At 69.0% G+C, this 26952-nt stretch carries 12 protein-coding genes; all 12 read left to right on the forward strand.

All coding sequences use genetic code 11. From position 1 onward, the window contains the following. The first annotated feature begins 36 nt into the window (after positions 1-36). The 12 genes from ABD188_RS07465 to ABD188_RS07520 all read left to right on the forward strand — a co-directional run bounded on the left by ABD188_RS07465 (position 37) and on the right by ABD188_RS07520 (position 26661). On the forward strand, positions 37-1173 hold the full coding sequence (locus ABD188_RS07465; protein ID WP_344060044.1) for a serine/threonine-protein kinase: 1137 nt from the start codon (positions 37-39) through the stop codon (positions 1171-1173). Beyond that, positions 1173-7136: an Ig-like domain-containing protein gene (locus ABD188_RS07470; RefSeq protein WP_344060046.1), complete on the forward strand. Its 5964-nt coding sequence runs from the start codon at positions 1173-1175 to the stop codon at positions 7134-7136. The genes ABD188_RS07465 and ABD188_RS07470 overlap by 1 nt, the downstream gene beginning before the upstream one ends. Before the next feature lie 61 nt (positions 7137-7197). Further along, positions 7198-8163: an AAA family ATPase gene (locus tag ABD188_RS07475; RefSeq protein WP_344060048.1), complete on the forward strand. Its 966-nt coding sequence runs from the start codon at positions 7198-7200 to the stop codon at positions 8161-8163. Further along, entirely contained in the window at positions 8160-9563 is a 1404-nt protein-coding gene (locus ABD188_RS07480; RefSeq protein WP_344060050.1) for a DUF58 domain-containing protein, read from the forward strand. Before ABD188_RS07475 ends, ABD188_RS07480 begins: the two co-directional genes overlap by 4 nt. Further along, a complete protein-coding gene (locus ABD188_RS07485; RefSeq protein ID WP_344060052.1) occupies positions 9560-12067 on the forward strand; it encodes a transglutaminaseTgpA domain-containing protein in 2508 nt (835 codons plus the stop codon). The genes ABD188_RS07480 and ABD188_RS07485 overlap by 4 nt, the downstream gene beginning before the upstream one ends. After that, positions 12064-13659 carry a DUF5684 domain-containing protein gene (locus ABD188_RS07490; protein ID WP_344060054.1) on the forward strand — a complete coding sequence of 532 codons (1596 nt, stop codon included), beginning with the start codon at positions 12064-12066 and terminating at the stop codon, positions 13657-13659. The genes ABD188_RS07485 and ABD188_RS07490 overlap by 4 nt, the downstream gene beginning before the upstream one ends. Further along, on the forward strand, positions 13656-14072 hold the full coding sequence (locus ABD188_RS07495) for a hypothetical protein (protein WP_344060056.1): 417 nt from the start codon (positions 13656-13658) through the stop codon (positions 14070-14072). The genes ABD188_RS07490 and ABD188_RS07495 overlap by 4 nt, the downstream gene beginning before the upstream one ends. Positions 14073-14363: 291 nt before the next feature. Continuing rightward, positions 14364-14732: a 30S ribosomal protein S12 gene (gene rpsL / locus ABD188_RS07500; RefSeq protein ID WP_056223944.1), complete on the forward strand. Its 369-nt coding sequence runs from the start codon at positions 14364-14366 to the stop codon at positions 14730-14732. A gap of 5 nt (positions 14733-14737) precedes the next feature. After that, on the forward strand, positions 14738-15208 hold the full coding sequence (gene rpsG / locus ABD188_RS07505) for a 30S ribosomal protein S7 (RefSeq protein ID WP_344060058.1): 471 nt from the start codon (positions 14738-14740) through the stop codon (positions 15206-15208). A gap of 84 nt (positions 15209-15292) precedes the next feature. After that, on the forward strand, positions 15293-17407 hold the full coding sequence (fusA, locus tag ABD188_RS07510; protein ID WP_344060060.1) for an elongation factor G: 2115 nt from the start codon (positions 15293-15295) through the stop codon (positions 17405-17407). A gap of 134 nt (positions 17408-17541) precedes the next feature. Continuing rightward, positions 17542-18735 (forward strand): elongation factor Tu, encoded by a 1194-nt coding sequence (gene tuf, locus ABD188_RS07515; RefSeq protein WP_344060062.1) that lies wholly within the window; start codon positions 17542-17544, stop codon positions 18733-18735. A gap of 345 nt (positions 18736-19080) precedes the next feature. Continuing rightward, on the forward strand, positions 19081-26661 hold the full coding sequence (locus ABD188_RS07520) for a hypothetical protein (RefSeq protein ID WP_344060064.1): 7581 nt from the start codon (positions 19081-19083) through the stop codon (positions 26659-26661). The last annotated feature ends 291 nt before the right edge of the window (positions 26662-26952 follow it).

A 26952-nucleotide genomic window follows, 5' to 3' on the forward strand; every position in this document is an offset into this window, starting at 1 on the left:
CCGTCGGTCTCGGCGGATCAAACCTGGGGAGGGCTGGTGACAACGCGCCTTTCCTCGACGCCACCCATTCTTCCCGGTCTGGCGTACATCCGGCCGCTCGGCTCCGGAGGATTCGCAGACGTCTTCCTGTACGAGCAGGACATGCCCCGTCGCAACGTCGCCGTGAAGGTGATGCCGAGCGATGTGAGAGACCCTGATCTGCGGCGCATGTTCAACGCCGAAGCCGACGTGCTCGCCCATCTGTCGGCGCATCCGGCGATCGTCACGGTCTACCAGGCCGGAATCTCGGCCGACGGCCGGCCGTACATCGTCATGGAGTACTGCCCGGATTCGCTCGCGCAGCGGTACCGCATCGAGCGGATCCCCGTCGACGAAGTGCTCAGCGTCGGCGTGCGGATGGCGAGTGCGCTCGAGTCCGCGCACCGTGCGGGGCTGGTCCATCGCGACGTCAAGCCGAGCAACATCCTGATCACGACTTTCGGCACCCCCGTGCTCGCGGACTTCGGCATCTCGTCCTCGCTGCTGCGCGCCACGGCCGACGAGGTGCTGGCGATGTCCATTCCGTGGAGTGCGCCGGAGGTCGTCGCCGAAGAGACCGCGGGAACCATCGCCAGCGAGGTGTGGAGCCTCGGCGCGACGATCTACTCGCTGCTGGCAGGGCACAGTCCGTTCGAGCGGCACGAGCGCGGGCAGAACTCCAAGGAGCAGCTGCGCCGGCGCATCGCGCGCGCGAGCTACACGCCGATCCCTCGCACCGATGTGCCGGAGTCGCTGCAGACGGTGCTCGCCACCTCGATGAGCCGCGACCCGTCGCGACGCTGGGCGTCCGCGCGCGAGTTCGCGGAGGCGCTCCGCGGCGTTCAGGCCGAACTCGGGTTCGCGCCGACGCCCCTCGAGATCGCGGATGACGAGTGGGGCGGCGCATCCGGCGCCGTCGACTTCGGCGACACCGAGCTTCGCGGGCCGGTGCGGTCCCGGGTCGAGCGCGAGCAACGGCGCAAGACCCGCGACGCGGTCGACATCGCGGCGCTCGCTCGCGATGAAGAGACCGACTTCGCCGCGCCGACGCCGTCTCGGCGCTCCGCCCTGCCGTGGGTGTTGGGCGGCATCGCCGCCGTGGTCACCGCGATCGCCGCCGTCGTCGTCACGCTCTTCGCAACGGGCGTGCTCTGATGCGGCGCCCCACGGTCGCGGGCATCTGGGCCGCCGTCGTGGCAGTCGGCCTGGTGATCGGCGTGAGCGTCGTGTGGCCTGGGCTCGATGCGCAGGAGACTCCGGATGTCGACACTTCGGTGTGGGCGCTCCAGACGGGTGAGGGCCGCCGCTATGCGCGTGTGAACACCGCGGTCGGCGAGCTCGACACCGTGCGCAGCATCAGCAACCCCGACAAGGTCGTGCAGGCGGGCGACGACGTCTATCTGTTCAGCGACAGCTTCAGCAAGGTCACGAGGATCGATGAGGCCCGGCCCGTCGACCTCGACGATGAGGCGCTGCGTGCGTCGCAGTCGACACCCTCGGGCACCATCGATGTGGTCACCGCGGGCGACTTCGTGGCATACCGCACCGACTCGGGTGCCGTCTTCGCGGGGCTGCTCGACGCCGGACCCGCCGCCCAGCTCGATCCCTTCCCGTCGGATGACGAGGACGCGACGCAGTACACGGCGGATGCCATCGCGGTCGACGATCGCGGCATCCTGTTCAGCTATTCGAGCGCCGACGAGTCGGTGCTGCGCTACGACATCCGGGCCTCCGAGGTGCGTGGCCGCGATCCGCTCGCCGCCGACGACGTGGCGGTGCCGGCCATCACGGCGGCGGGCGACACGTGGGCGGTCGTCGACACCGAGGACGGCGACGTGTGGCTGCGCGGAGCGGATGCCGCGACTCCGACGCCGGCGACGGCGCCCATCGAGGTGGGGGAGCCCCATGCCGCTGGATCAGCGGTCTACCTGGCAGACCGGGCCGGGCTGGTGCGCGTCCCCGTCGACGGCTCGGGGAGCGAGAACATTGTCCGCCCGGGCGCGGATCTGGGCGCGCCCGCTCAGCCGATCGTGCACGACGGGGAGGTCTTCGCGGCGTGGCTCGGCGACGACGTGGGGACCCTGTGGCACTCGAACTCGACCCGTACATCCGAGCTCGAGTATGGCGCCGGGAGTCCGCAGGACGACCCTCGTCCGGCGTTCGTGGCGAGCGACGAGTCGATCATCCTCAACGAGACCCGGTCGGGGTGGGCCTGGACGATCCCCGACGGGACGCTCGTGCCGTCGAGCCAGGACTGGACGCTCGATGACCAGGTCAACCCCGATGCCGAGCCGAGCACCGAACAGCTCGCGGTCGTGATCGATCCGAAGCCGCCGATCGCCGAATCCGACGCCTTCGGGGTGCGCGCGGGGAGCCTCGTCAGCCTGCCGGTGCTCATGAACGACCATGACCCGAACGAAGACGTGCTGAGCATCACCCCCTCGTCGGTGACCGGACTCGATCCCGGGTTCGGGACGACCTCCATCACCGACGACGGTCAGCGCATCACGGTGCGGGTGGCACCGGGCGCCACCGGCTCCGCGACCTTCTCTTACGAGCTGTCGGACGGCACAGCCTCCGACGGACTGCGGTCGAACGCCACCACGGTGGATCTGACGGTCGCCCCCGACAGCGTCGATTCGGCCCCGCAGTGGTGCGGCGTGGAGCGCTGTCTGGTGCCCTGGCCGACGCCGGAGGTCGCGCCGGGGGGAACGGTGACAGTACCGGTGCTCCCGGGCTGGGTCGACCCCGAGGGCGATCCGCTGCTCCTACTCTCGGTCGACAATCCCTCCGGGGTCGGGACGGTCGCCGCGACCCCCGGGGGCGAGGTCGTGTACCAGCACAACAACGACGGCGACAGCGGCGAAGAGCTGGTCGAGCTCGAAGTGACCATCTCCGACACCACCGGTCAGGTCGCTCGCAAGACGCTCGTGGTGAAGGTGTCGCCGGAGCCGCAGCTCGAGGTGCAGTCGTTCGCGGTCGTCGACACGCTCGACGCCGGACTCTCGATCGACGTCGCGCCGCACGTCACCGGAACGAGCGGCACCATGTCGCTCGAATCGGCGCGCGTGCTCGACGACGCCGACGCCACCGTGACGATCGTGGACGGCACGACGGCGTTCGACTTCGCGGCGTCGTCGCAGGGCACCTACCGTGTCGACTTCACCGTCACCGACGGATCCTCCGACGCCACCGGAACAGCGCGAATCACCGTGCTGCCGTCCGATGCGCCACCGCAGCTCGCTACCGCGCCGGTCGTCGCCTTCGTGCATCCGCAGGAGGATGCCACGCTCGACGTCTTCGCCGTGGTCTCGAACCCCACGCGACGTGTTCTGCTGCTGAGCGATGTGGTGGGGCACGCGGAGGACGGAGCCGTCCTCTCGGTGGATGCGGTGGGTCAGCGTCATCTACGAGTGTCGGGGACGACGGCGGCGGGCGGATTCGGCAGGCTCGGCACCGTGAGCTATGTCGTGAGCGACGGCACGGCGGACAGCGGTGCGCGCGTCGAGGGCGAAGCGACCGTCTACCTTCTTCCACCGGCGCCCGAACTCGCCCCCATCGCGGTGGACGACACCGTCGTCGTGCGCGCCGGCGACCAGATCGACATCCCCGTGCTCGACAACGACCTGTCGCCGGCGGGCGGGCGGCCCACCCTCAATCCGGCCACTGTCGAATCGTCCAGCCCCGACGCCCTCGCGTTCGCATCGGGCGATCTGCTGCGCTACCTCGCACCGGACGAGCCGGGCGACTACGCGATCGATTACTCGGTGTTCACGACAGGCACCCCGTCGCTCGCCGACACCGCGATGGTACGTGTTCGCGTGCTGGACGACGATGCGAACCGCGCGCCCGCGCCAGAGACGCTCGAGGGGCGTGTGCTGAGCGGTCAGTCCACCACCATCGAGTTCGACGGGTTCGGCATGGACCCGGATGGCGACGTCGTCACCCTCGATCGGATCGTGACGCAGCCGGCGCGCGGATCGGCCACGATCTCGGCCGACGGGACCTCGATCGTCTATGCCAGCGTCCCCGGCGACCATGGCCAGGTCTCGTTCCGCTATCGCGTGGCGGATGCCTTCGGTGCGGCCGGCGAGGGCAGCGTCCGCATCGGCGTGCTCGACGGTGAGGCCAACCCGAGCCCCGTCACCTTCACCGACTACGTGCAGGTGCAGGCGGGCGACACCAACACGATCCGCGTCAGCCCGCTCTCCAACGATGTGGACCCCACCCGGGGCACACTCCGGCTGACCGACGTCCGGCCGGATGTGCCTCGGACGCTGTCCGACGGCAGCGTGAGCGATGAGTACACCCGGCTCGATGACCACATCCGCTCGACCGACGACACGACCATCGTCATCGAGGCCGGCGATGAGCCCGGCACGATGTCGTACCTGTACGACGTCGAGTCGAGCTCAGGCAACACCGGTCGAGGCCTCATCGTGGTCAAGGTCGTGCGTGAAAGCGTGCCCGACTACCCCGTCGTCGACGACACGGTGCTGACCGCAGAGACCCGCGAGGACTTCCCCTTCGGGGTCGATGTCGTCTCGGACAAGGCGACGTGGTCGGGCGGCGAGGTGTCGGAGCTTGAGGTGGCGCTGTGGGGCGACCAGGACGGTGTCGACGTCGAGGGCCGCGAGCTCAGCGGCGACCTTCCCTCACGGACCCGCATCATCCCGTTCGCCGTCACGGGCGAGGGCTCGTCGGGGCCGGTCACGACATATGCCTTCCTGCGCATCCCTGGCGATGACGATCTGTCACTGGCGATGAAGTCGGGCATCCGGCCGCAAGAGGTGACCGAACTCCAGTCCGTCTCGTTCGACCTCTCGGACCTCGTCGCGAAGCCGCGCGGGAGCCGCATCGAGGTGGGGGATGATGTGCGCGCCTCGGGCGCCCGCGAGGAGGCTTCCTGCACGGTGGAGTCCGGCACCGTCGTCCGATACGATTCCGGCGCCGGAGCGCCGTGGGTCGACGCGTGCCAGGTGCCGGTGCGACTCGAGGGCCAGGATGACTGGACCTACCTGTCGGTGCCGATCCTGGTGCGGGCACTCGACCCGCAGCCCGCACTGCGCGCCGGATCCATGACGGTCGGCCCGGGTGAGACGGCGACGTTCGACCTGCGCAACATGACGACCTGGCAGCTGCGCGAGGACTGGGAGGGCATCCGGTACAAGGTGGACTACTCGGGCAGCGCGTTCGACGTGTCGCTCGACGGCTCGGTCGTCACGGTCACCGGCGCCGATCGAGCCGTCACCGGCTCGGAAGAGGCCGCGATCGTCTCGGTCACCAGTCACAGCGCTGTCGCCCCGGTTCGCCTGATTCTGCGCGTGGGCTCGGCGCCGTCGACGCTCCCTCAGGGCGGGTCGCTCACCCAGCAGTGCTCGCAGGCGACCGGGATGTCGTGCTCGATCCCCGTCATCGGCGCCCTGGGCGAGGTGAACCCGCTTCCGCGGACCCCGCTCGAGGTCATCGATGTGCGCCCCGTCGGCGCATGCACGGGTGTGAGCTTCTCGGTGGAGTCCTCATCGTCGGTTCTCGCCACGTGGTCGGAGGACGCTCCCGGAGCATCCTGCTCCGCGACGTTCTCGGTGCGCGATGCTCAGGGCAGGCGCACCAACTCCGAGCGCGACGGCCGTCTGGTCCTCGACCTCCTCGGATATCCGCAGGCGCCTGCGAGCGTCTCGCAGACCGCATACGCGGACCGTACCCTGACGCTGCGTGTCGATCCAGGTCCGGCTGGGGTCGCGTACCCCGCCATCAGCGGATTCATCATCCGCTGGAACGCCGAGGTCGTGGCCGAGTGCGCGCCGGATGGCAGCTGCCCGGTCATCGCCGCGCCGAACGGCGAACCGCGCACCTACGAGGCTGTCGCCGTGAACTCCGTGGGCGAGTCGCGCGCCCTTGTCCGCACCGTCGCGTGGGCGTACGACCCGCCCCCCGCCCCGAAGAGCGTCACCGCGCGCCCCGTCGTCACCGAAGGCGAGGGCGGCGTCATCGCTCTCTCCATCAGCGGGATCGACCCGGATCAGACCGGCAGCGTCGAGATCACGAGTGCGACGGGTGAGACCGTTCAAGTTCCGGTGGGTGCGGGTCAGACGAACCTCGAGGTGCCGTCGTACCGTGTCGGGACCAACACCGCTACGCCGGTCACGATCAAGCCGCTCTCGCGATTCGAGATCCCGCCCGGCATCGGCGACGGTGCGACGGTCGAGGCCGTCACCGTCACGGCCAACGGCATCGGCGCCCCGCGCGACGTGACCCTTGCGCTGAGCTCGACCTCGAACGGAGACGGCACCTCCACCGTCTTCGCCCGCGCTGACGCGGCGTCCGGCGGAGACGGATCGTCGCTCCGGTTCGGAATCGTCCGCGAAGGCGCTCGCTGCACGACGGTCGCGGACGGGCGCGAAGCGACCTTCACCGACCTCGCCGATGGCGAGGAGTACCGGTTCACCACGTGCGTCGACTCGTGGTACGACAGCACATCGTTCGGGCGGTCGATGGTGACGGCGTCGGTCCGGGCCGTCCAGTCCGGCGCGCCCCCGACCGGATGGACGTTCGTCGTCGACTCGTCCCCGAACGTCTCGGACACGCACGCCGAGTGGGTCATCCGAGACAATCCGACGTCGAGCGAGCGACTGCCGAACCGCAACCACGCGCAGTTCTCGGGCTGGTCCCCCGGTACGACGGTGTTCGACCGCGATCCCGGGATGCAGGTACGCTACGTCCACGATGCGTGGGGAACCTCGACGCCGTGGGCAGCCGTGACACCGCGCGCGGGCAGTGCCCCCTATCAGGTGCAGGCGCGATGGTCGGTGCAGAGCTGCGTGGGCGGCTCGGACCTGGCTCTGCAGCAGTCTTCATCGAAGGATCCCGCCGGCGGCTCGGCACAGATCACCTTCGGCAACGCCCGGCTGCGCTTCCTGGACGAGCTGGGTGCCGAGCTTCCGGCGACGCGCGGCACGTGGGCGGTGCCGGTCGGCGCGGTCCGCGTCGAGGGCATCACCGTTTCCGTCGACTGGAGCGCTCAGGGATGGGGCCTCCGCCCCGCGAACGCCACCTTCGCTGCGGACTGCGATCCGAATCTTCCCATCCCGACCGAACCCGGCGAGCCGCAGCCATGATCGTGGCCGCGCTTCCGATGACGACCGCCGCGGCATCCGTCACGAAAGAGGAACAGCACTCATGACCATCACGCAGGAGCAGGCGGTCTGGTTCTCGCAGACGTTCGGGCAGATCGCCGACAACGTCGAGCGAGCGGTGCTCGGCAAGCGCCACGTCGTCGAGCTCGTGCTCATGGCGATGCTCAGCGACGGTCACGTGCTGCTCGAGGATGTGCCCGGCACCGGCAAGACCTCTCTCGCCCGCGCCATGGCGCAGTCGGTGAAGGGGACCAACACCCGCATCCAGTTCACTCCCGACCTTCTCCCGAGCGACATCACCGGCGTCAGCGTGTACGACCAGAAGGAGGGAGCCTTCGAGTTCCACTCGGGTCCGATCTTCGCGAACATCGTGCTCGCCGACGAGATCAACCGCGCCAGCCCCAAGACCCAGTCGGCGCTCCTCGAGGTGATGGAAGAAGGCAGCGTCACGATCGACGGGGTCACGCGACAGGTCGGCGTTCCGTTCCTCGTGCTTGCGACGCAGAACCCCATCGAGCAGGCCGGCACCTACCGCCTCCCCGAGGCGCAACTCGACCGCTTCATGATGCGCACGTCGCTCGGCTACCCCGATCACGCCGCCACCGTCCGCATCCTCGACGGCGCTGCCGTCCCCACCGCAGACCTCACGCCGATCATCACGCCGCAGGCTCTCGTCGGCATGGCGGACCTCGCCGCCCAGATCTACGTCGACGCGCTGGTGCTCGACTACGTCGCTCGGATCGTCGACAGCACCCGATCCGCGGACGAGGTGCGGCTCGGGGTGAGCATCCGCGGCGCGCTGGCGCTGACGCATGCCGCTCGCACGCGCGCCGCGTCGCAGGGACGCACCTACGCGACACCGGATGACGTGAAGTCACTCGCCATCGCCGTGCTCTCGCACCGGCTCATCCTGCACCCCGAGGCCGAGTTCGACGGCGTGAGCCAGGAGGCCGTCATCGGCCAGGTGCTGCTGGATGTCGCGCCCCCCAGTCGTCGTGAGGCCGTATGAGCACCACCGAGTCTCGCCGAGGCGGCGTGGGCACCGCCGACTCCCGCATCACCCGCACCACCGCCGCGACGGGTCCTGACGGGCTCACCCAGATCACCGAGACGGCCGTCACGACTCGGCGCCGCGGGCGCGCCCTCGTGCGCGCCGCCATGTGGTGGACGCGGACCTCGCGTGCGACAGGCGCAGCCCTGGCCGCGGCCGCCGAATGGAGCGCCCGCACGGTGCGCCCCGCGGGAGTGCTGGTCGCACTCGCCGCAACGATCGGGCTCGCGATGGGAATCGCGTTCGGCTGGGTCGAGTGGATGGTGGGAGGTGCGGTGGCGCTGCTCCTGCTGCTCGCGAGCGTGCCGTTCCTGTTCGGCACCCGCACCTACGATGTCGACGTGTCGCTCGCGCACGAGCGGGTCGTCGCGGGCGACGGCGTGGCAGGCGAGATCGTGGTGCGCAACCACGGTCGCCGGATCGCCCTCCCTGGTCGCATCGACCTGCCGGTAGGCGAGGGCCTCGTCGAGTTCGGCGTTCCGCTCCTCCGCCCGGGCCATACCGTGGCGCAGCCGCTCGACATCCCGGCCCTTCCGCGCGGCATCGTCACGGTGGGCCCCGCGACGACCGTGCGCAGCGATCCCATCGGCCTGCTCCGCCGCGAGCACGCGTTCGACGACGTCCACCAGCTGTACGTCCATCCACGTACGACCCCGCTGCCGTCCACCAGCGCTGGTTTGATCCGCGACCTCGAAGGCAGCCCGACGCGCCGCCTCGTCGACTCCGACATGTCGTTCCACGCCATCCGCGAGTACACCGCGGGCGACTCCCGTCGGCAGATCCACTGGAAGTCGACGGCGAAGACCGGGCGCCTCATGGTGCGGCAGTACGAGGAGTCGCGCCGGTCGCGCATGGCCATCGTCCTCGCGGTCGCCGAGGGCGAGTATGCGGATGCCGACGAGTTCGAGCTCGCCGTCGCCTGCGCGGCATCGCTCGGGCTGAAGGCCGTGCATGACGCGCGAGACATCATCATCGTCACGGGGTCGGAGATCCCTCGCGTGGTTCGCGGGCGGCTGCGAGCCATCAGCCACCTCCCCGCGGCGGCTCCACGGCCGATGCTCGACGCCTTCAGCGGCGTCGAACGCCTGGAGAACACGATGCGCGTCGCCGAGGTCTGCCGTCTCACCGCGGAGTCGGGCGACCGGCTGTCGATCGCATTCGTCGTCGTCGGCTCGCAGGTGCCGCTCGGACGCCTGCAGCAGGCCGCGCTCGCGTTCCCGGCCGACACCGCGGTCGTCGCCGTCATCTGCGACGAGCGCGCGCACCCCCGCATGCAGCAGCTTTCCTCGCTCACGGTCCTCACGGTCGGCACGCTCGATGATCTCTCGGGACTGCTCCTCAGAGGTGCGACGGCATGAGCGGGCGGGATGCCGGCATCCGGCGTGAACGAGGACCCGTGGTCGTGCCACGGGTGGTCGTGGGATCGGTCTTCGCGGCCGTCGTCGTCATCACTGCGGCCGTCGCGGCCTGGCCGATCTACCGCTCGTGGGCCTTCGTGCTGCTCGTCATCGTCGGCACGGTGGCCGCCGCAGCGATCGCGACCGCGGCGTGGCGACGCCGGTGGGGCGGGTGGCGGATCGCCGCCGCCCTCGCCGGTGCCTTCCTCGTGCTCGGTGTGCCACTCGCGGTGCCGTCACGGCTCGGCGCGCCCACGGATGTCGTGAGAGGACTCGGTGAGCTCGCGATGGGGACGGTCCTCGCCTGGAAGGATCTCGTGACGGTCGACCTGCCGATCGGCTCGTACCGCAATCTCCTCGTTCCCGCGCTGGTCGTGTTCCTCGTCGGGACGTGCGTCCTGCTCCTCCTGTCGTGGCGCGAGGACGGCATCGCCTACGCCGCGGCGCCCGTCGCCATCGGGATGGTGTCATTCGGGCTCTTCTTCGGTCGCACCACGGTGAGCTCGTCGTGGGGGATCGGGCCGCTCGCGCTGTACGCGCCGGTCGAGACCCTCCTCGGACTCGCGGCGCTGCTGGCGAGCCTGGTCTGGCTCGCCTGGCGCTCGCACGACGAGAGGTTCCGCGCATTGCGGCGGGCGGCCGCGTCCAGCGGGGTGCGCGTGTCTCGGCGGCGCTCGGCCGCAGACCGGCGCCGCGCCGCATTGGGCGCCGGGATGGTGGCGGTTGCGCTGGTCGTCGTGGTGGCGGTGGTGCCGGCTGCGGCCCGTGGCGCGCAGCGTGACGTCCTGCGCTCCGCGATCGGCCCCGAGATCGAACTCGCCGCAGCCGTGAGCCCGCTCGCGGAGTACCGCGCACTGTTCGCGAACGCACGCGCCGACCAGACACTGTTCACCGTGACGTCCGATGGGGTCCTTCCCGAGCGCGTGCGCCTGGCGACGCTCGACTCGTACGACGGCGAGGTGTATCGCAGCGGCGGATCGGGCGCCGTCGATGCCGGACGGTTCGTGCGGGTGCCGTCGGTGCTCGACACCGGCACCGGAACGCAGATCGAAGCCGACGTGACGGTTCAAGAGCTCGACGACATCTGGATGCCGACCGCCGGCCAGCTCGCGTCGATCGACTTCGCCGGGCCCCGCGCCGCGTCGCTCGCCGACCGCTTCTACTACAGCACTGCAGCGGCAGCGGGAGTGCAGACGGCGGGCGGCGGCCTCGAGCCGGGCGACTCGTACGTGGTCCGCGGCGTCGAGCGTCCTGCGCTCGACCTCTCCACCCTCGAGGCCCCGGGCGGGGTGAGTGAGGGTGTCGCGGCGCCCGACAGCCTGCGGGCGTGGGTCGACAAGCACGTCTCGGGTTCGGGGGGAGCGGCACTGGCCGGTCTCGTATCGCTGCTGCGCGAGCGGGGATATCTCAGCCACGGGCTCTCGGACGATTCGTCCCCCGAGTGGATGAAGTCGCTGCCGGACTACAGGTTCCAGCCCAGTGCCTCCGGTCACTCGCTCGCACGGATCGACTCGCTGTTCTCGCGTCTGCTGAAGCGCGAGTCCGATCCGCGGGCTGCGGCATCCGGCAACTACGTGGCGGCGATCGGTGACGATGAGCAGTTCGCCGTCGCCGTCGCGCTCATCGCTCGCGAGCTCGGATTCCCCTCGCGAGTCGTGATGGGGGCGCGGCTCGCATCGACGGAGCCGGACCTGCCCACGTGCGACGGCGGCGTCTGCCGCGCGCAGGACCTCGCGGTGTGGACCGAGGTGCAGTCCTCGGACGGCGAGTGGGTCGCCGTGGATGTCACGCCGCAGTACGAGCAGTCGCCCAGCCTCCAGGTGACAGAGCAGCGAGACCCCGAGAATGTCACCGAGGTGCGTCCCGACCCTGTCGAGGAGGTCGTCCCGCCCGACCCGGTCCAAGAGGACACGGCGGCCGACGACACCCCCCGGCAGACGTCGGGCCTGGATCTCGCGTGGCTCTGGCCGGTACTGCGGATCTCGGCGGCCGCGCTCCTCGTCGCTCTGCTCGTCTGCGGGCCGTTCCTGATCGTGATCGGCGCGAAGGCGGCACGGCGCCGAGCCCGCCGCCAGGAGGGGACCCCCGCCGCGCAGATCGCGGGTGGCTGGGATGAGTACGTGGATGCGGCCGCCGATGCCGGCCTCGATGCCCCGCGCGCATACACCCGTGGTGAGCTGGCACAGGCGTTCGCGACGCCCTCGGGCCCGGAGCTCGCCGTGACCGCCGATCGCGCCGTCTTCTCGGGGGCCGCGCCGGCCGCCGACGAGGCCGATGCGTACTGGAGTCTGGTCGACGCCGAGCGCCGCCGGTTCGCGCGCGCCAGCGGGGGATGGCACCGCTTCGCCGCGACCGTATCGTTGAGATCGTTCATTCGTCATCTGGCACCCGCAGCGGGTGCCCGCAAGCGCATAGCCGAGAGGGGGAAGCGCCAGGCTGCGGAGCCTGTGCGCCTCACACCATGACAGCCTTCGATGGTTCCACAACCCTCGCCCTCACGATGCTCGCACTGGCGCTGGTCGTCGTGCTCTACGTCTGGCTCGCACTGGGGCTCGCCGCGGTGTTCCAGAAGTCGGGAGAAGAGGGGTGGCGCGCATGGGTGCCGGTCCTCAACCTCATCGTGCTGCTGCGGCTCGGCGGACTGTCGGGCTGGCTGCTGCTGCTCTGGCTGATCCCGTTCGCCGGTCCCGTCGCGGTCTGGGTGATCGTGGTCATCGCCGCCCACCGCATCGGTGCGGCGTTCGGCTACGGGGCGGGGATGACGGTCCTCGCCGCTGTCCTCCTGCCCGCCTGGGCCACGGTGATCGGCTTCGGCTCGAGCCGATGGGTCGGCGACGAGTCGCAGCCGCGGGAACCCCGCGGCGCAGTGGCGAACTCGCGGGAGGCGGGTGCCCGCCGGACCGCGTCCGCGGTCGAGTACGACGACGGAGTCGAGTTCTTGTCGACGCTCTCCGATTCCGCTCCACCCGCCGCGGGCTTCGACGCGACCACTCCGCCGTCTGCCTACGGGCGCAGGACCGCGACGCCGGCCGCTGCCCCGCCGCTTCCGCCGCTGCCCGCAGCCCCGCCCGCCGGCTGGGTGCCGCCGCCGCTGCCCACTTCCTCCGCCGCACCGGCTCCGGCCACGCCGCCGGCTTCCGCTCCGGCCGTGCCGGCTCCGACTGTGCCCGGCCCACCGACCCCCGCGAAGCCCGCGACACCGGCGGCAGCCGTCCCGGCACCGGCCGCGGCATCCGATCTCCCACCGATCCCACCCATCCCGCAGACCTCGCAGGACCCGGTCTCCGGCGCGATGCGCGAGCGGATCTGGGAGGGGCTGGGCGACGCCGACGAGTTCACCGGAGAGGTGACCGGCGCAGTGTCGGGCGCCCCGGCGCCCATCTCGGCCGTCCCCGTCATGCGACGAGGCGACCAAGACGACGAAGTGCCCCCCGGCCCGATGCGCGGAGCCGGAACTGCTCGCTCGAGCGACCCGGCCGACGCTATGCCGCCGGTCACCCGCGTGCCTGCCGCGGCCTACGCGCCTCCGGTCGAGCCCTGGGCTCCGGCGCGATCGCCGATGAGCGATCCTGAGGCGTTCTCTGAGACGTCGGGAGAGGTGTCCGCCATCGCCGGGGCGCCGAGTGCGGGGACGCCCCGCTCCGCGCTCTCGTCGGTCTCGGCCGCGTACGCGTCTCCCGGGATCCCCGACGAATCGATCGAAGAGACGGTCATCACTCAGCGCCGTCGCGTCAACTGGTCGCTGGTCCCGCCCTCCGGCGCGCCGATCCCGCTCCGCTCCGAGACCGTGATCGTCGGGCGGCGTCCGGTCGCCGACGCCGCGTTCCCCGGTGCGCAGCTCGTGGCTATCCAGGACGGCACGGTCTCCAAGATCCATGCGCGCCTGGAGCTGCGGGACGAAGCCTGGTACATCACCGACCTCGACTCGACGAACGGCGTGCTGTTCGCAACGCTCATGGGCACCGAGGTCGAAGCGCCGCCAGGCGTCGAGGTCGAGGCCGGCGACAGGTTCCTGCTCGGAGACGCCGAGGTGCGGCTGATCCGGAGCGACGGATGACCGATCCCGCCGACGAGGACACCGCACGCGTGCCTCGCCCGGGCAGGAGGGACTCCGGCGACGACGGATCGACGGTGGTCGCACGGCGCGAGTCGCGTCGTCGTCAGGAGCGCGCCGGTGCGGATCGCACGCCTGAGCCGGATGACGACCGAGTCGGCGCCTCGTCGCAAGGCCGCGTCGCTCGCACGCCGGACTCGACCCCCGCGGTCTCGGCCGTTCGAGCGCCTGCCCCGGTCGTCGTGCCCCGCACCCCGCGCGAAGCTCGAGAGCCGCAGACCCCCGTCGACACGGTCGCCGCAGAGGCATCCCGCCGGCGCCGCACCCGCAGGATCACCGCGATCGTGGTGGCGTCGGCATCCGTCGTCGTCGTCCTCGCAGCGACGGCACTCTTCGTCCTGGTGATCGCGGGCTGAGGCGCGAAGGCGCGCGTTTGACCACCCCTCTGCCAGTCGCGTATCATTGACTGTGTGTGCGCTCGTGCGCGCCCTGCGACGTGCCTCGGCACCGGGCAGGGACACGAGAGCCACATCTCAGGGAACGACCTGCGAACAGGTCACCCCCACGGCATATCCACCACACGAACGCGTCAGCCATTCTGCCGCGCCGGTGGATGAATGTGAGCCCGCAGCGTCATGAATCGAAAGATCCGGATGCGCGGGGGAGACACGCAAGCTGTCACCGTGCAGCGCAACATAGGAGAGAACGTGCCAACCATTCAGCAGTTGGTTCGCAAGGGACGCTCGCCCAAGGTCACCAAGACCAAGGCGCCCGCGCTCAAGTCGAACCCCCAGCAGGCAGGCGTCTGCACCCGCGTGTACACGACCACGCCCAAGAAGCCGAACTCGGCGATGCGCAAGGTCGCCCGCGTCAAGCTCCGCAACGGCTCCGAGGTCACCGCGTACATCCCCGGTGAGGGCCACAACCTGCAGGAGCACTCGCTGGTGCTCGTCCGCGGCGGTCGCGTCAAGGACCTGCCCGGTGTCCGTTACAAGATCGTCCGCGGCGCCCTGGACACCCAGGCCGTCAAGAACCGTAAGCAGGCTCGCAGCCGCTACGGCGCGAAGAAGGGTTAAGCAACATGCCTCGCAAGGGACCAGCCCCGAAGCGCCCCGTCGTCAACGACCCGGTCTACGGCGCACCGATCGTCAGCCAGCTCGTCAACAAGATCCTCGTCGACGGCAAGAAGTCGCTCGCCGAGTCGATCGTCTACACCGCCCTCAAGGGTGTCGAGTCGAAGAACGGTCAGGACGCCGTCGTCACGCTCAAGAAGGCGCTCGACAACGTGCGCCCGACCCTCGAGGTCAAGAGCCGCCGCGTCGGCGGCTCGACCTACCAGGTGCCGGTCGAGGTCAAGCCTCACCGTGCCAACACGCTCGCACTCCGCTGGCTCGTGAGCTACGCGAAGGGCCGTCGTGAGAAGACCATGACCGAGCGCCTCCAGAACGAGATCCTGGATGCCTCGAACGGCCTGGGTGCCGCGGTCAAGCGCCGTGAAGACACCCACAAGATGGCCGAGTCGAACCGCGCGTTCGCGCACTACCGCTGGTAACAGCCGCCGAGATACCGGGGGCTGTTCCTGAGCTAGTCGAAGGACCAGCCCCCGTATCCCCCTGTCACAGATAAGGAAAACCCCGTGGCACAAGAAGTGCTCACCGACCTCACCAAGGTCCGCAACATCGGCATCATGGCGCACATCGATGCCGGCAAGACGACGACGACCGAGCGCATCCTGTTCTACACGGGAACCAACCACAAGATCGGTGAGACGCACGATGGTGCGTCGACGACCGACTGGATGGAGCAGGAGCAGGAGCGTGGCATCACGATCACCTCTGCGGCTGTGACGTGCTTCTGGGACAAGAACCAGATCAACATCATCGACACGCCCGGCCACGTCGACTTCACCGTCGAGGTGGAGCGCTCGCTCCGCGTCCTCGACGGCGCCGTCGCCGTCTTCGACGGCAAGGAGGGCGTCGAGCCCCAGTCCGAGACCGTGTGGCGTCAGGCCGACAAGTACAACGTCCCTCGCATCTGCTTCGTCAACAAGATGGACAAGCTCGGCGCCGACTTCTACTTCACGGTCGACACGATCATCAACAAGCTCAAGGCCAAGCCGCTGGTCATCCAGCTGCCCATCGGCGTCGAGAACGACTTCGTCGGCGTCGTCGACCTGGTCGAGATGCGCGCGCTGGTCTGGGCCGGCGATGCCAAGGGTGATGTCACCATGGGCGCCAAGTACGACGTCCAGGAGATCCCGGCCGACATGGCCGATGTCGTCGCCAAGTACCGCGAGCTGCTGCTCGAGACCGTCGCCGAGTCCGACGAGGTGCTCCTCGAGAAGCACTTCAGCGGCGAGGGCCTGACCGTCCCCGAGATCAAGGCCGCCATCCGCAAGATGACCGTCAACTCGGAGCTCTACCCGGTGCTCTGCGGCTCGGCGTTCAAGAACCGCGGCGTGCAGCCCATGCTCGACGCGGTCGTGGACTACCTCCCGTCGCCCCTCGACGTGCCCGCCATCGAGGCGCACGACCCGAAGAACGAAGAGATCGTCATCGAGCGCCACGCGGACCGTGACGAGCCCTTCACTGCTCTCGCGTTCAAGATCGTGACGCACCCCTTCTTCGGTCGCCTCACCTACATCCGCGTGTACTCCGGTCACCTGGACTCCGGTGGACAGATCGTCAACTCGACGAAGTCCAAGAAGGAGCGCATCGGGAAGATCTTCCAGATGTACGCCAACAAGGAGAACCCCGTCGACTCGGTCACCGCCGGTCACATCTACGCGGTCATCGGCCTCAAGGACACGACCACGGGTGACACGCTCTCCGATTCGCAGCACCAGGTCGTGCTCGAGTCGATGACGTTCCCCGAGCCGGTCATCGAGGTCGCGATCGAGCCCAAGACCAAGGCCGACCAGGAGAAGCTGGGTCTCGCGATCCAGAAGCTCGCGGAGGAGGACCCGACGTTCCGCGTCGAGCAGAACTCCGACACCGGTCAGACCGTCATCAAGGGCATGGGCGAGCTCCACCTCGACATCCTGGTCGACCGCATGAAGCGCGAGTTCCGCGTCGAGGCGAACGTCGGCAAGCCCCAGGTCGCGTACCGCGAGACGATCAAGAAGTCCGTCGACCGCCACGACTACACGCACAAGAAGCAGACCGGTGGTTCGGGTCAGTTCGCGAAGATCCAGTTCGCGATCGAGCCGCTCGAGGTCACGGCCGACAAGACCTACGAGTTCGAGAACAAGGTCACCGGTGGCCGCATCCCGCGCGAGTACATCGCGCCGGTCGACCAGGGCTTCCAGGACGCCATGAACGTCGGCGTGCTCGCCGGCTATCCCATGGTGGGCGTGAAGGCGATCCTCATGGACGGCGCGTCGCACGACGTCGACTCGTCCGAGATGGCGTTCAAGATCGCCGGCTCGATGGGCTTCAAGGAGGCCGTCCGCAAGGCGAACCCGGTCATCCTCGAACCCATCATGGGCGTCGAGGTCCGTACGCCCGAGGAGTACATGGGCGACGTCATCGGCGACCTGAACTCGCGTCGCGGTCAGATCCAGTCCATGGAGGATGCCGCCGGCGTCAAGGTCGTGCGCGCGCTCGTCCCGCTGTCCGAGATGTTCGGCTACATCGGCGACCTGCGCTCGAAGACCTCGGGTCGCGCGGTCTACTCGATGGAATTCGACAGCTACGCCGAGGTTCCTCGCGCCGTCGCTGACGAGATCGTCCAGAAGAACAAGGGCGAATAGTCCTTCGGGGTGCCCCGTTGCGGGGCACCCCGGATTTCCACAACTTCATACCTCTAAACTGAAAACATCCCCGTAGAGAACCGGTCGCAAACCAGCGCCCGGAACACCTACATGAACGTCCTGAGGAGGACCTAGTGGCTAAGGCCAAGTTCGAGCGGACCAAGCCGCACGTGAACATCGGAACGATCGGTCACGTCGACCACGGCAAGACCACGCTCACCGCAGCGATCTCGAAGGTGCTCGCCGACAAGTACCCGTCGGCCACCAACGTGCAGCGCGACTTCGCGTCGATCGACTCCGCTCCTGAAGAGCGTCAGCGCGGCATCACGATCAACATCTCGCACGTCGAGTACGAGACGCCCAAGCGTCACTACGCTCACGTCGACGCTCCTGGTCACGCTGACTACATCAAGAACATGATCACCGGTGCGGCTCAGATGGACGGCGCGATCCTCGTGGTCGCCGCCACCGACGGCCCGATGGCTCAGACCCGTGAGCACGTGCTGCTCGCCAAGCAGGTCGGCGTGCCCTACCTGCTCGTGGCGCTCAACAAGAGCGACATGGTCGACGACGAGGAGATCCTGGAGCTCGTCGAGCTCGAGGTCCGTGAGCTGCTCTCCAGCCAGGACTTCGACGGTGACAACGCTCCGGTCGTCCGCGTCTCGGGCCTCAAGGCGCTCGAGGGCGACGCCGAGTGGACCGAGAAGATCGTCGAGCTCATGGACGCCGTCGACGAGTCGATCCCCGACCCGATCCGCGACAAGGACAAGCCGTTCCTCATGCCGATCGAGGACGTCTTCACCATCACCGGCCGTGGCACGGTCGTGACGGGTCGCGCCGAGCGCGGCACCCTCGCGATCAACTCCGAGGTCGAGATCGTGGGTCTGCGCCCGACGCAGAAGACGATCGTCACCGGCATCGAGATGTTCCACAAGCAGCTCGACGAGGCGTGGGCCGGCGAGAACTGCGGTCTGCTCCTTCGTGGCACCAAGCGTGACGACGTCGAGCGCGGCCAGGTCGTCGTGAAGCCCGGTTCGGTCACCCCGCACACCAACTTCGAGGGCACGGCGTACATCCTGTCCAAGGAGGAGGGCGGCCGTCACAACCCGTTCTTCACGAACTACCGCCCGCAGTTCTACTTCCGCACCACCGACGTCACCGGCGTCATCACGCTGCCCGAGGGCACCGAGATGGTCATGCCCGGCGACACCACCGACATGACGGTCGAGCTGATCCAGCCCATCGCCATGGAAGAGGGCCTCGGCTTCGCGATCCGTGAGGGTGGCCGCACCGTCGGCGCCGGCACGGTGACCAGCATCATCAAGTAGGTCGAATTTCCTGAGCGGGATGCTGCGGCATCCTCTCACCGACAAGGGGTCGGGCCTTGAGGCCCGGCCCCTTCGTCGTGCCCGCACCTCCCGCGTCGTTCCCGGCATCCGTGCGAGAAATGCCTGGTCGCAGACATTTCGCCAAGACGTACTGCGCGCCGCGGCGCATCGGACCGACGCCGGATCGTTCCCGCGAGGGGTCTTGACCGCGCACGTGCGCACCGATAGCTTGCGGGAGGGGCAAGCGTGCCCATCGTCTGGGGGGACGATCCTCGCCGACATCGGACACGCGTCCTGGGACCGCTGCATCTGGGCGATCCGGGATGATCTACGGCGAGGCGGAACATGGGCACCAACGAGCGTTCACACATCTCGGATTCGCACGGTGGACGCCGTGGCGGAGGGCTCGGGGTCGAGCAGTCCCGCAGGCTCACGATCCGACACCGCTGGTACGCCGGCGGCATCGCGACGCTGATCTCGGCGGCACTCGTGTTCAGCGGCGTGTCCTCGCCCGCGCTCGCCGACACGACGCCGACGCCCACGCCGACCGAGACGACGGAGCCCACGCCTCCCGCCGAAGAGACCACCCCGCCCGCGGAGGAGACCACCCCGACGGACGACACGACGCCGACGCCGACGCCGGCACCGACCGAGACCACGCCCCCGGCCGAGCCGGAACCCACACCTGAGCCGACCGAGACCACCCCGCCGGCCGAGGATGTCGATGGCGCGACTCCGACGCCCACACCTACTGCGACCGACACCGCTAAGGACAAGAAGGCCAAGGCGCTTGCGGATGTCGGCGTGCTGACGGTCCCGGCTCCCGGCCCCACGACCGCCGTGATCACCGTGAAGGTCGGTTCCGACCGCACCGGCATCACCGGCGTGACCAACCTTGCCGGTGTGGTGCTGCTGCTCAACACCGGCGGCGCCGGTGGCCCGAGCGGCACCCGTCCGGACGGTGTCGCCGGCACCGGCCCTGGTTGGGCCATCTGCACCTCCGATGCCCAGGGCGACTGTTCGTTCACCGTTCCGAACACGCAAGCTGCCGGGGGTGGCAACCCAGCGGGCGCGAACCGCGACGCGCGTTACTGGGTCGTCCAGTCGAGCGTTCCGGCCGGCTACTACGGCAACCCCAGTCTTCGCACCGGTGGGTCCGGGGGACCCGGCACTGCGACCCCGTATCGGTTCCGCACCGGCACGCAGCTTCGGGCCAACACCGTCTACTCATCGCAGGACGCCAATGACTTCATGCTCACGTCGGGCGCCGTCCCCGAGGCGTCGGGTGGAATCTGGCAGCAGTCCCGCGTCAACCCGACCATCCCCGCACGCTGCGGGCTCGACGTCGCACTGATCCTCGACCTCTCGGGATCGGTCGAGCCCTCGCTTCCGGCCCTCAAGACCGCGGCGAGCACGTTCGTCGACGCCCTCCAGGGCACGCCGTCGCGGATGTCGCTCTTCTCCTTCTCGACCGTCAGCCCCGCAGACGGCGCCAACGCGAACTTCCCCAACCTGACCTCCGTGTCCACTGTGGCGCAGGCGAACGCCTTCAAGGCCCGGTATGCGGGATGGACCGCGACCGGAACCACGAACTGGGACCGCGGGCTCGGCACCGCCGCCGCTGCCAACAACGGGGCCAACAACTTCGATCTGGCGGTCGTGATCACCGACGGCAATCCGACTTCGTACAACCAGCCTGCGCAGGGCAATGGCACCATCAACCGCTTCCGCGAGACCGAGAACGGCATCTTCTCGGCGAACGCTCTGAAGCAGGGGCCCCTCGCGGCCCCCGCACCGACTCGCGTCATCGCGTTCGGCGTCGGCGATGGCGCCACCGGCGCGGCGACCGGCCTCAACCTTCGGGCCATCTCGGGAACGACCGCGTACAACGGCACGAACGGCAACGTCGCCGACTACTTCCAGACGGCCGACTACCCCGCGGCCGGTGCGGCGCTGCGCGCGCTCGCACTCGGCAACTGCCAGGGGACCCTGTCGGTCACCAAGCAGATCGTCCCGAGCACCGCGCCCCCCGGATCGATCACCGGCGCCGTCGCCGCCGGCGGGGGATGGCAGTTCACCAGTGTCATCGGCACCGCGGGCGTGACGACGCCGAACGCGGTGCTGACCACGCCGGCGGACGGCACCGGCACCGTGAACTACCCGCTGGACTTCCCGGGCGGAACGCCGAACGCCTCGATCACGGTGACCGAAGCGCAGCAGCCCGGCTTCACGCTGCAGCCGGTGGGTGGTCAGAACGCCGTCTGTACGAACCTCACCACCGACACGCCGGTGACCCTCACCGGCAATGTGACCGACGGGTTCACGGTCAACGTGCCGGGCACGCAAGCGGTCAGCTGCACCGTGTACAACCGAGCTCCCAACCCACCGGCCGACATCACGGTCCACAAGACCTGGGTCATCAACGGAGTGACGTACGAGAATGGCGCGCAGCCGAGCGACTTCTCCGCGCAGCTCCAGCTCACCGGACCCGATGGCGCGCCGGCCACGAACCAGGGCTGGGATGTGACGCGCACCGGATACGTCGTGGGCAACACGACGACGATCTCCGAATCAGTCACGTTGATCGACCCCACGATGTGTACTAACACGGCGGCTGTTACCAACGTCAACGGCGGCGCGGTAAATGTTCCGCTCGCCGGGGGGTTCCCTGCGACACTTTCACAGCCCAATAACACGGTCACGATCACGAACACGGTGATCTGTCGAAGCACGCTCACCCTGATCAAGGAGGTTCAGGGCGGCACGGCGGCGGCCGGCAGCTGGACACTGAACGCGTCGTTCCTCGCTATTCCACCAATCGGAACAGGCCTTCCGGGACCTTCGGGCGCTTCGGGAACCCCCGCTGTCACCCAGCAGGACGTTACCCCGAACGCGCGCTACCAGCTGTTCGAGACCGGTGGTGACCCGCGCTACGTCCAGACGGACAACCGCACGAACCTCCAGTCCAACCCGCTCTCCACCGGCTCGGCCACGTGTATCCGCGTCGATGCCAACGGAGCGCCGTGGCCGGGCAGCGGGTTCTCGGACGGCATCAACGGCGGCGTGAACGTGCCGACCGGCTACCGCGTGGCCTGCACGTTCGTGAACGAGACCGCATCCCTGACCCTGCTCAAGAACGTCGTCAACGACAACGGCGGTTCCACCCCGGCAAGTGCGTGGGATCTGACCGGAACCCCCGCGCCCCTGACGGGTCTCACCGCGACGACGGTCGACGGGTCCGAGACGTTGGTTCCCGCGAGCACCTTCCAGGTGCGTCCCGACCACGTCTACACGCTCACCGAGTCTGACGTTCCGGGCTACGAGTTCGTGAAGCTGCAGCAGTTCGTGGGCGGCGTCTGGGTGGATGTCGTCGCCAATCCCAACCCCGCGCTGTACCCCCGGCAGGATGGCTCTGGCAACTGGCAGGTCACCGTCGCCGGGCTCGACGCGCCCGTCTATCGCTTCGTGAACGACGACGTCGCCCCGATCCTCACCCTTGTGAAGACCGTGACCAACGACAACGGCGGTACCGCGACCCCCAGTCAATGGACGCTCACGGCGACGACGCCGGGCGGCCCCGACCTGTCGGGCGCGACCGGAACCGCGGCGGTCACCGCTCAGCCCGTGCAGGCCGGTGTGGTCTACACGATCGGCGAGTCCGGCCCCGCGGCCTACGAATGGGCAAGCCTGACATGCACCGGCTACCCGAACACCACTCGGGCGGCGCCGACGGTCACGCTGCAAGCGGGCGACAACGTCACGTGCACGCTGAACAACGACGACATCCTCGTGCCGGTAGCGGTCGAGAAGGCCGACGGCGTCGTGCAGCAGCTCGCCGACGGCACCTGGAGCATCGCCTACGAGGTCGTCGTGACCAACACCAGCGCGACGCTGCCGACCAGCTACTCGCTGACAGACACGCCTGACTTCGACTCGAGCTTCACCATCCTCACGCAGGGGTGGCAGGGCGATCCCGACGTCACGGATGTCGCGATCGAGGCCGGCGGCACCGACACCTACACGTACGTGGTGACCGCTGAGGCGAACGAGACGCCCGTCGACCCGACCGCGCTCGTGTGCACGCCTACCGGCGGGGGCGGATTCTTCAACACCGCCACAGTCACCTATCCCGGCGGCACGGACAGCGACACCGGATGTGCCGCCCCGGCGTCACCCGTGGTCCAGAAGACCGCGATGCCTGCGGTCCAGAACACGACGACCGGCGCGTGGACCTTGAGCTACGAGGTGGCGGTGTCGAACCCGAGCGACATTCCGCTCTCGTACACCCTCAGCGACACCGCCGCGACACTCCCCGCGGGTGTGACCGGCGGCACGTGGGCCGCATCCGACCCGGTCGCCGTGGGTGGGGGAACCTTCGTCCGCAACGGCGCATGGGCAGGCACAGATGAACTCGCCACGGGGACGCTGCCGGCGGGCGCGACCCACACCTACACGATCACTCGTGTGGTGACCATCGCAGCGACGGTGACGCCCGACGACCTGGTGTGCGGCTCTTCGCCGGCCGATGGAACGGGTATCTGGAACACCGCGACTGTCACGAACGGCATTGCGGAAGACGACTCCTCAGACTGCATCGTCATCGAGCGCCCCACCGTCGCCATCGAGAAGACGGTGACCGACACGCAGCAGCTCGTGGACGGCACGTGGGAGATCACGTATGACGTGGTCGTCACCCACACCGGCGGCCCGGATGCCGCGGTCTACAGCCTCACCGATGTGCTGGTGTTCGGCGGCGACATCACGGTCGACGACGCCTCGTGGACGGGTCCGACCGGAGGCGGCCCGTTCGCCGCCGACGGCACAGCGACGTTCGCCACCAACCAGGTCATCGCGCCCGATGACGTGGACACCTACACCGTCACCGCTCACGCGACGGTCGATGAGGCGGCATGGACGGGCGACACCCTGGCGTGCGAGCCCGGCGAACGTCCGGCGGCCGGCGGGTTCCTCAACGTGGCGAACGTCACGGTCAACGGCGCCGTCATCCCCGCGGATGACTGCTCCGAGCCCGCGCTGCCCACGGTCGTGAAGGCCGGCGTCTCGGCGACCCAGGACCCCGACGACGCGTCGAGGTGGCTCGTCTCGTACGACGTCACAGTGACATCGGGCGGGTACGACACGTTCTATTCGCTGTCGGACACCCCCGGCTTCCCGGTGGGGGTCGACCTCACTCAGGGTCAGGCGCAGCGCACCGACATCGCGGGCGAGCCGGTGCTGACGATCACGACGGGCACGGACTTCGTGACGGATGTGGCGCTCCTCGCGGGCGAGACTCACGTCTACCGTGTGTCGTGGCTCGTCGACATCCAGGACACCGCCGACCCCGATGACGGGGACTGCACCGGCCAGCCGGGCAGCGGCTTCTTCAACACGGCGACGCTGACGGTCGGGGCGATCCCGATCGACGACTCGGACTGCATCCCCGTCGCGGACCGGGTCTACCCGACGGTCACCAAGACCGCGACGTCGACGAACCAGGACCCCGTCACGGGTGACTGGACGATCACGTACGACATCGTCGTGAACCTGGCGCCGGCCGGGCCGGCCAACCCGGACGGTCTGTCGGCCGAGTACGACCTGACCGACACGCTCGACTTCGGCGGCGGCATCGACATCGGCAGCGCGAAGTGGTCGGGCGAGTCATCCGGCACCTTCCCTGCTCCTGACGCCACGGTGACCCTGGCCACCGACCACGAGATCGAAGCGGGCGACACGCACACCTACACCGTCACAGTGGTGGCGGAGGTCACAGCGGAGGCCGTCGACAGCGGCACCAGCGCGTGCGACTCCGAGCCGGATGGCGGCGGCGGGTTCCTCAACACCGCACTGCTGACATCCGGCGGACAGGACACGCCCGTCGAGGCGTGCTCCGAGCCGATCTTCCCCGAGATCGAGAAGTCGGCCGCCGGTGCGGCGGTTCAGGACCCGGCCACGGGTGACTGGACGCTCAGCTACGACATCACGGTGACCTACCCCGACACGGACGCCGACCCGCTCCCGATACTGGGGTACGTGCTGACGGATGCTCCGGAGCTGCCCGACAACGTCGAGCTGCTCGGCGACTGGACGGCGGCGGCCGCGGACGGCGACACGCCGACGCCGGACGACCCGACGTGGGACGGCACGGGCACGTGGACGATCGTCACCGCGGCGTTCGATCCCGAGGACGACGGCGTCACCCAGCACGTGTACACGGTGACCGCGGACGTCACGGTCACCGGTCCCGGGCCGGTGACGCCGGAAACCTGCGACGAGCTTCAGGAGGAGGGCATCGTGGTGTGGAACACCGCGACGGTCACCTCAGGTGGGTCCGTCACGGATGACGACGCGTGCCAGGTCGTGCACTTCGACGACGTCGGCATCGAGAAGACGTCGGACGGTGTGCCGATCGTGAATGGTGTGGCTTCCGTCGAACCGGGGAACACCTTCGACTACGTCCTGACCGTGACCAACCACGGCGACGGACCTGCGACGAACGTGCACGTGACGGACGATTCGCTCAGCGTTGCGCCCTATGCCGGTCGCATCGAATTCACCGCCCTCGACGTCGACGTCGCATTCCAGGATGACTCCGATCTCGCGGCGAACAAGATCGACGTGACGATCGCCAGCCTGGCCGTCGGTCAGGTCGTGACGATCACCGTCACGGCCACGTTCCTGGCCGCCGAGCCGGAGGTGCCGCCGCAGGTGCCGCCGGGCGACGATCCGCCGCCGCCGGTGCCGCCGCTGGACGCGCTGATCAACACCGCGTGCGTCGAGGCGGACTTCGACAGCGTCGCGAGCAACAACTGCGACGACGAGGAGATCCCGACTCGCGACATCACGGCCGTCGTCTACACGTCATGCCTGAGCGATGCCCCGCTGCTCGGCTGGTCGGTCGTGAAATCGGCACTGCTCGCGGGTGAAGAGGCCACGCTCCTGTGGGAGCCGGATCCGCCGAGCCCCACCAGCGACCCGTCGAGCGTGACCATCGATGAGACGGATGACGGCCCTGTCTCGGCGACATGGTCAGGTCTGGCTGCGTGGCCGGGTGCGTACTTCACGCCCTCGGGTGTCGCGATCGACTATCCCGGATGGCGGGCCATCGAGCTGACGGACATCGTCCCCGGCTCGAACCCGGTCAACTACTACATCCCGGGAACGTCCGACGAGATGACCGCGACGGATCGGCTCAACCTGGTCTACAACGGACTCATCCTCGACCCCAGCGAGCTCGACTACGCCTGGCGCTTCGACTCGACGGTGACACTGAGTGTCAACCCGTCCCTCACCTTCGAGGTCTCGTACCCGTCGGCGACGCCGGACTGCGCCCAGGCGCGTCACAGCACCGTCGAGATCGAGAAGACGGCGAGCGTCGAGAAGACCGACCCGGGCAAGTCGTTCTCGTACACACTGGCGGTCGAGAACGTGAGCGATGACTCGGCAGCGGAAGGTGTGGTGGTGACAGACCCGATCCCGGCGGATCTGAAGATCACGGATGTCTCCTGGGTCGGCGACGATGACCCGGCGACATTCCCGAACTGGACCACGTGCGAGGTGACGGGGAAGAACGCGTCCGGCTACGGCGGAACGCTCACGTGCGAGCTGCTCGGACCGCTTCAGCCCGCGGGCTCCGTGCTCGGGCCGACATCGGCGCCGACGATCACCCTGGTGGCGACCGTCAATCCGAGCTCGAAGGCCAGCGTGATCACGAACGTCGGTTACGTGGACTACTACACCTTCGGTGATCCCAGCGACTTCGGCACCGACAAGGATGACGCGACGGTGACGCTTTCGAGCCTGCCCCCGACCGGTGGCGGTCCCGTGCTGCCCCTCGTGATCTTCGGCATCCTCGCGTTGCTCGCGGGAGTGACGGCGTTGGTCGTGAGGCGCAGGCGCCGCAACCAGGCACCCCCGACCCTGTAAGGCGCGGGAGGACGAGTCACGCCTTGACTCGTCCTCCCTGCTCTCAGGAGTCCCTGGGAATGTGCCTCGCACGCCCAGCCGCGACACGCCCGAGTTTGCGACACGCCCGGGCGCCACGTAGACTAGTGAGGTTCCACATTCCGGCGCCCCTTTTGGCGTGCACCGGATCACTGCCAGGGCAGTGCATAGACAGGCGCGTAAGCGCCGGGTTCTAGGCCGCGGGCAGCAGAACGATACATCCGAAACCACTCCCTTCGCGGGGAGCGCACGTGCGCGTGCGGCCGGCGACGG

This window comes from Microbacterium pumilum, from assembly GCF_039530225.1.
Taxonomy (GTDB): Bacteria; Actinomycetota; Actinomycetes; order Actinomycetales; family Microbacteriaceae; genus Microbacterium; species Microbacterium pumilum.

What these genes read in the sequence shown, in the direction of transcription:
- ABD188_RS07495 (WP_344060056.1), top strand. Translation starts at nt 13,656, where the DNA reads ATGACCGATCCCGCCGACGAGGACACCGCACGCGTGCCTCGCCCGGGC.
- ABD188_RS07520 (WP_344060064.1), top strand. Translation starts at nt 19,081, where the DNA reads ATGGGCACCAACGAGCGTTCACACATCTCGGATTCGCACGGTGGACGC.
- ABD188_RS07480 (WP_344060050.1), top strand. Translation starts at nt 8,160, where the DNA reads ATGAGCACCACCGAGTCTCGCCGAGGCGGCGTGGGCACCGCCGACTCC.
- ABD188_RS07470 (WP_344060046.1), top strand. Translation starts at nt 1,173, where the DNA reads ATGCGGCGCCCCACGGTCGCGGGCATCTGGGCCGCCGTCGTGGCAGTC.
- ABD188_RS07490 (WP_344060054.1), top strand. Translation starts at nt 12,064, where the DNA reads ATGACAGCCTTCGATGGTTCCACAACCCTCGCCCTCACGATGCTCGCA.
- rpsG (WP_344060058.1), top strand. Translation starts at nt 14,738, where the DNA reads ATGCCTCGCAAGGGACCAGCCCCGAAGCGCCCCGTCGTCAACGACCCG.
- ABD188_RS07485 (WP_344060052.1), top strand. Translation starts at nt 9,560, where the DNA reads ATGAGCGGGCGGGATGCCGGCATCCGGCGTGAACGAGGACCCGTGGTC.
- ABD188_RS07475 (WP_344060048.1), top strand. Translation starts at nt 7,198, where the DNA reads ATGACCATCACGCAGGAGCAGGCGGTCTGGTTCTCGCAGACGTTCGGG.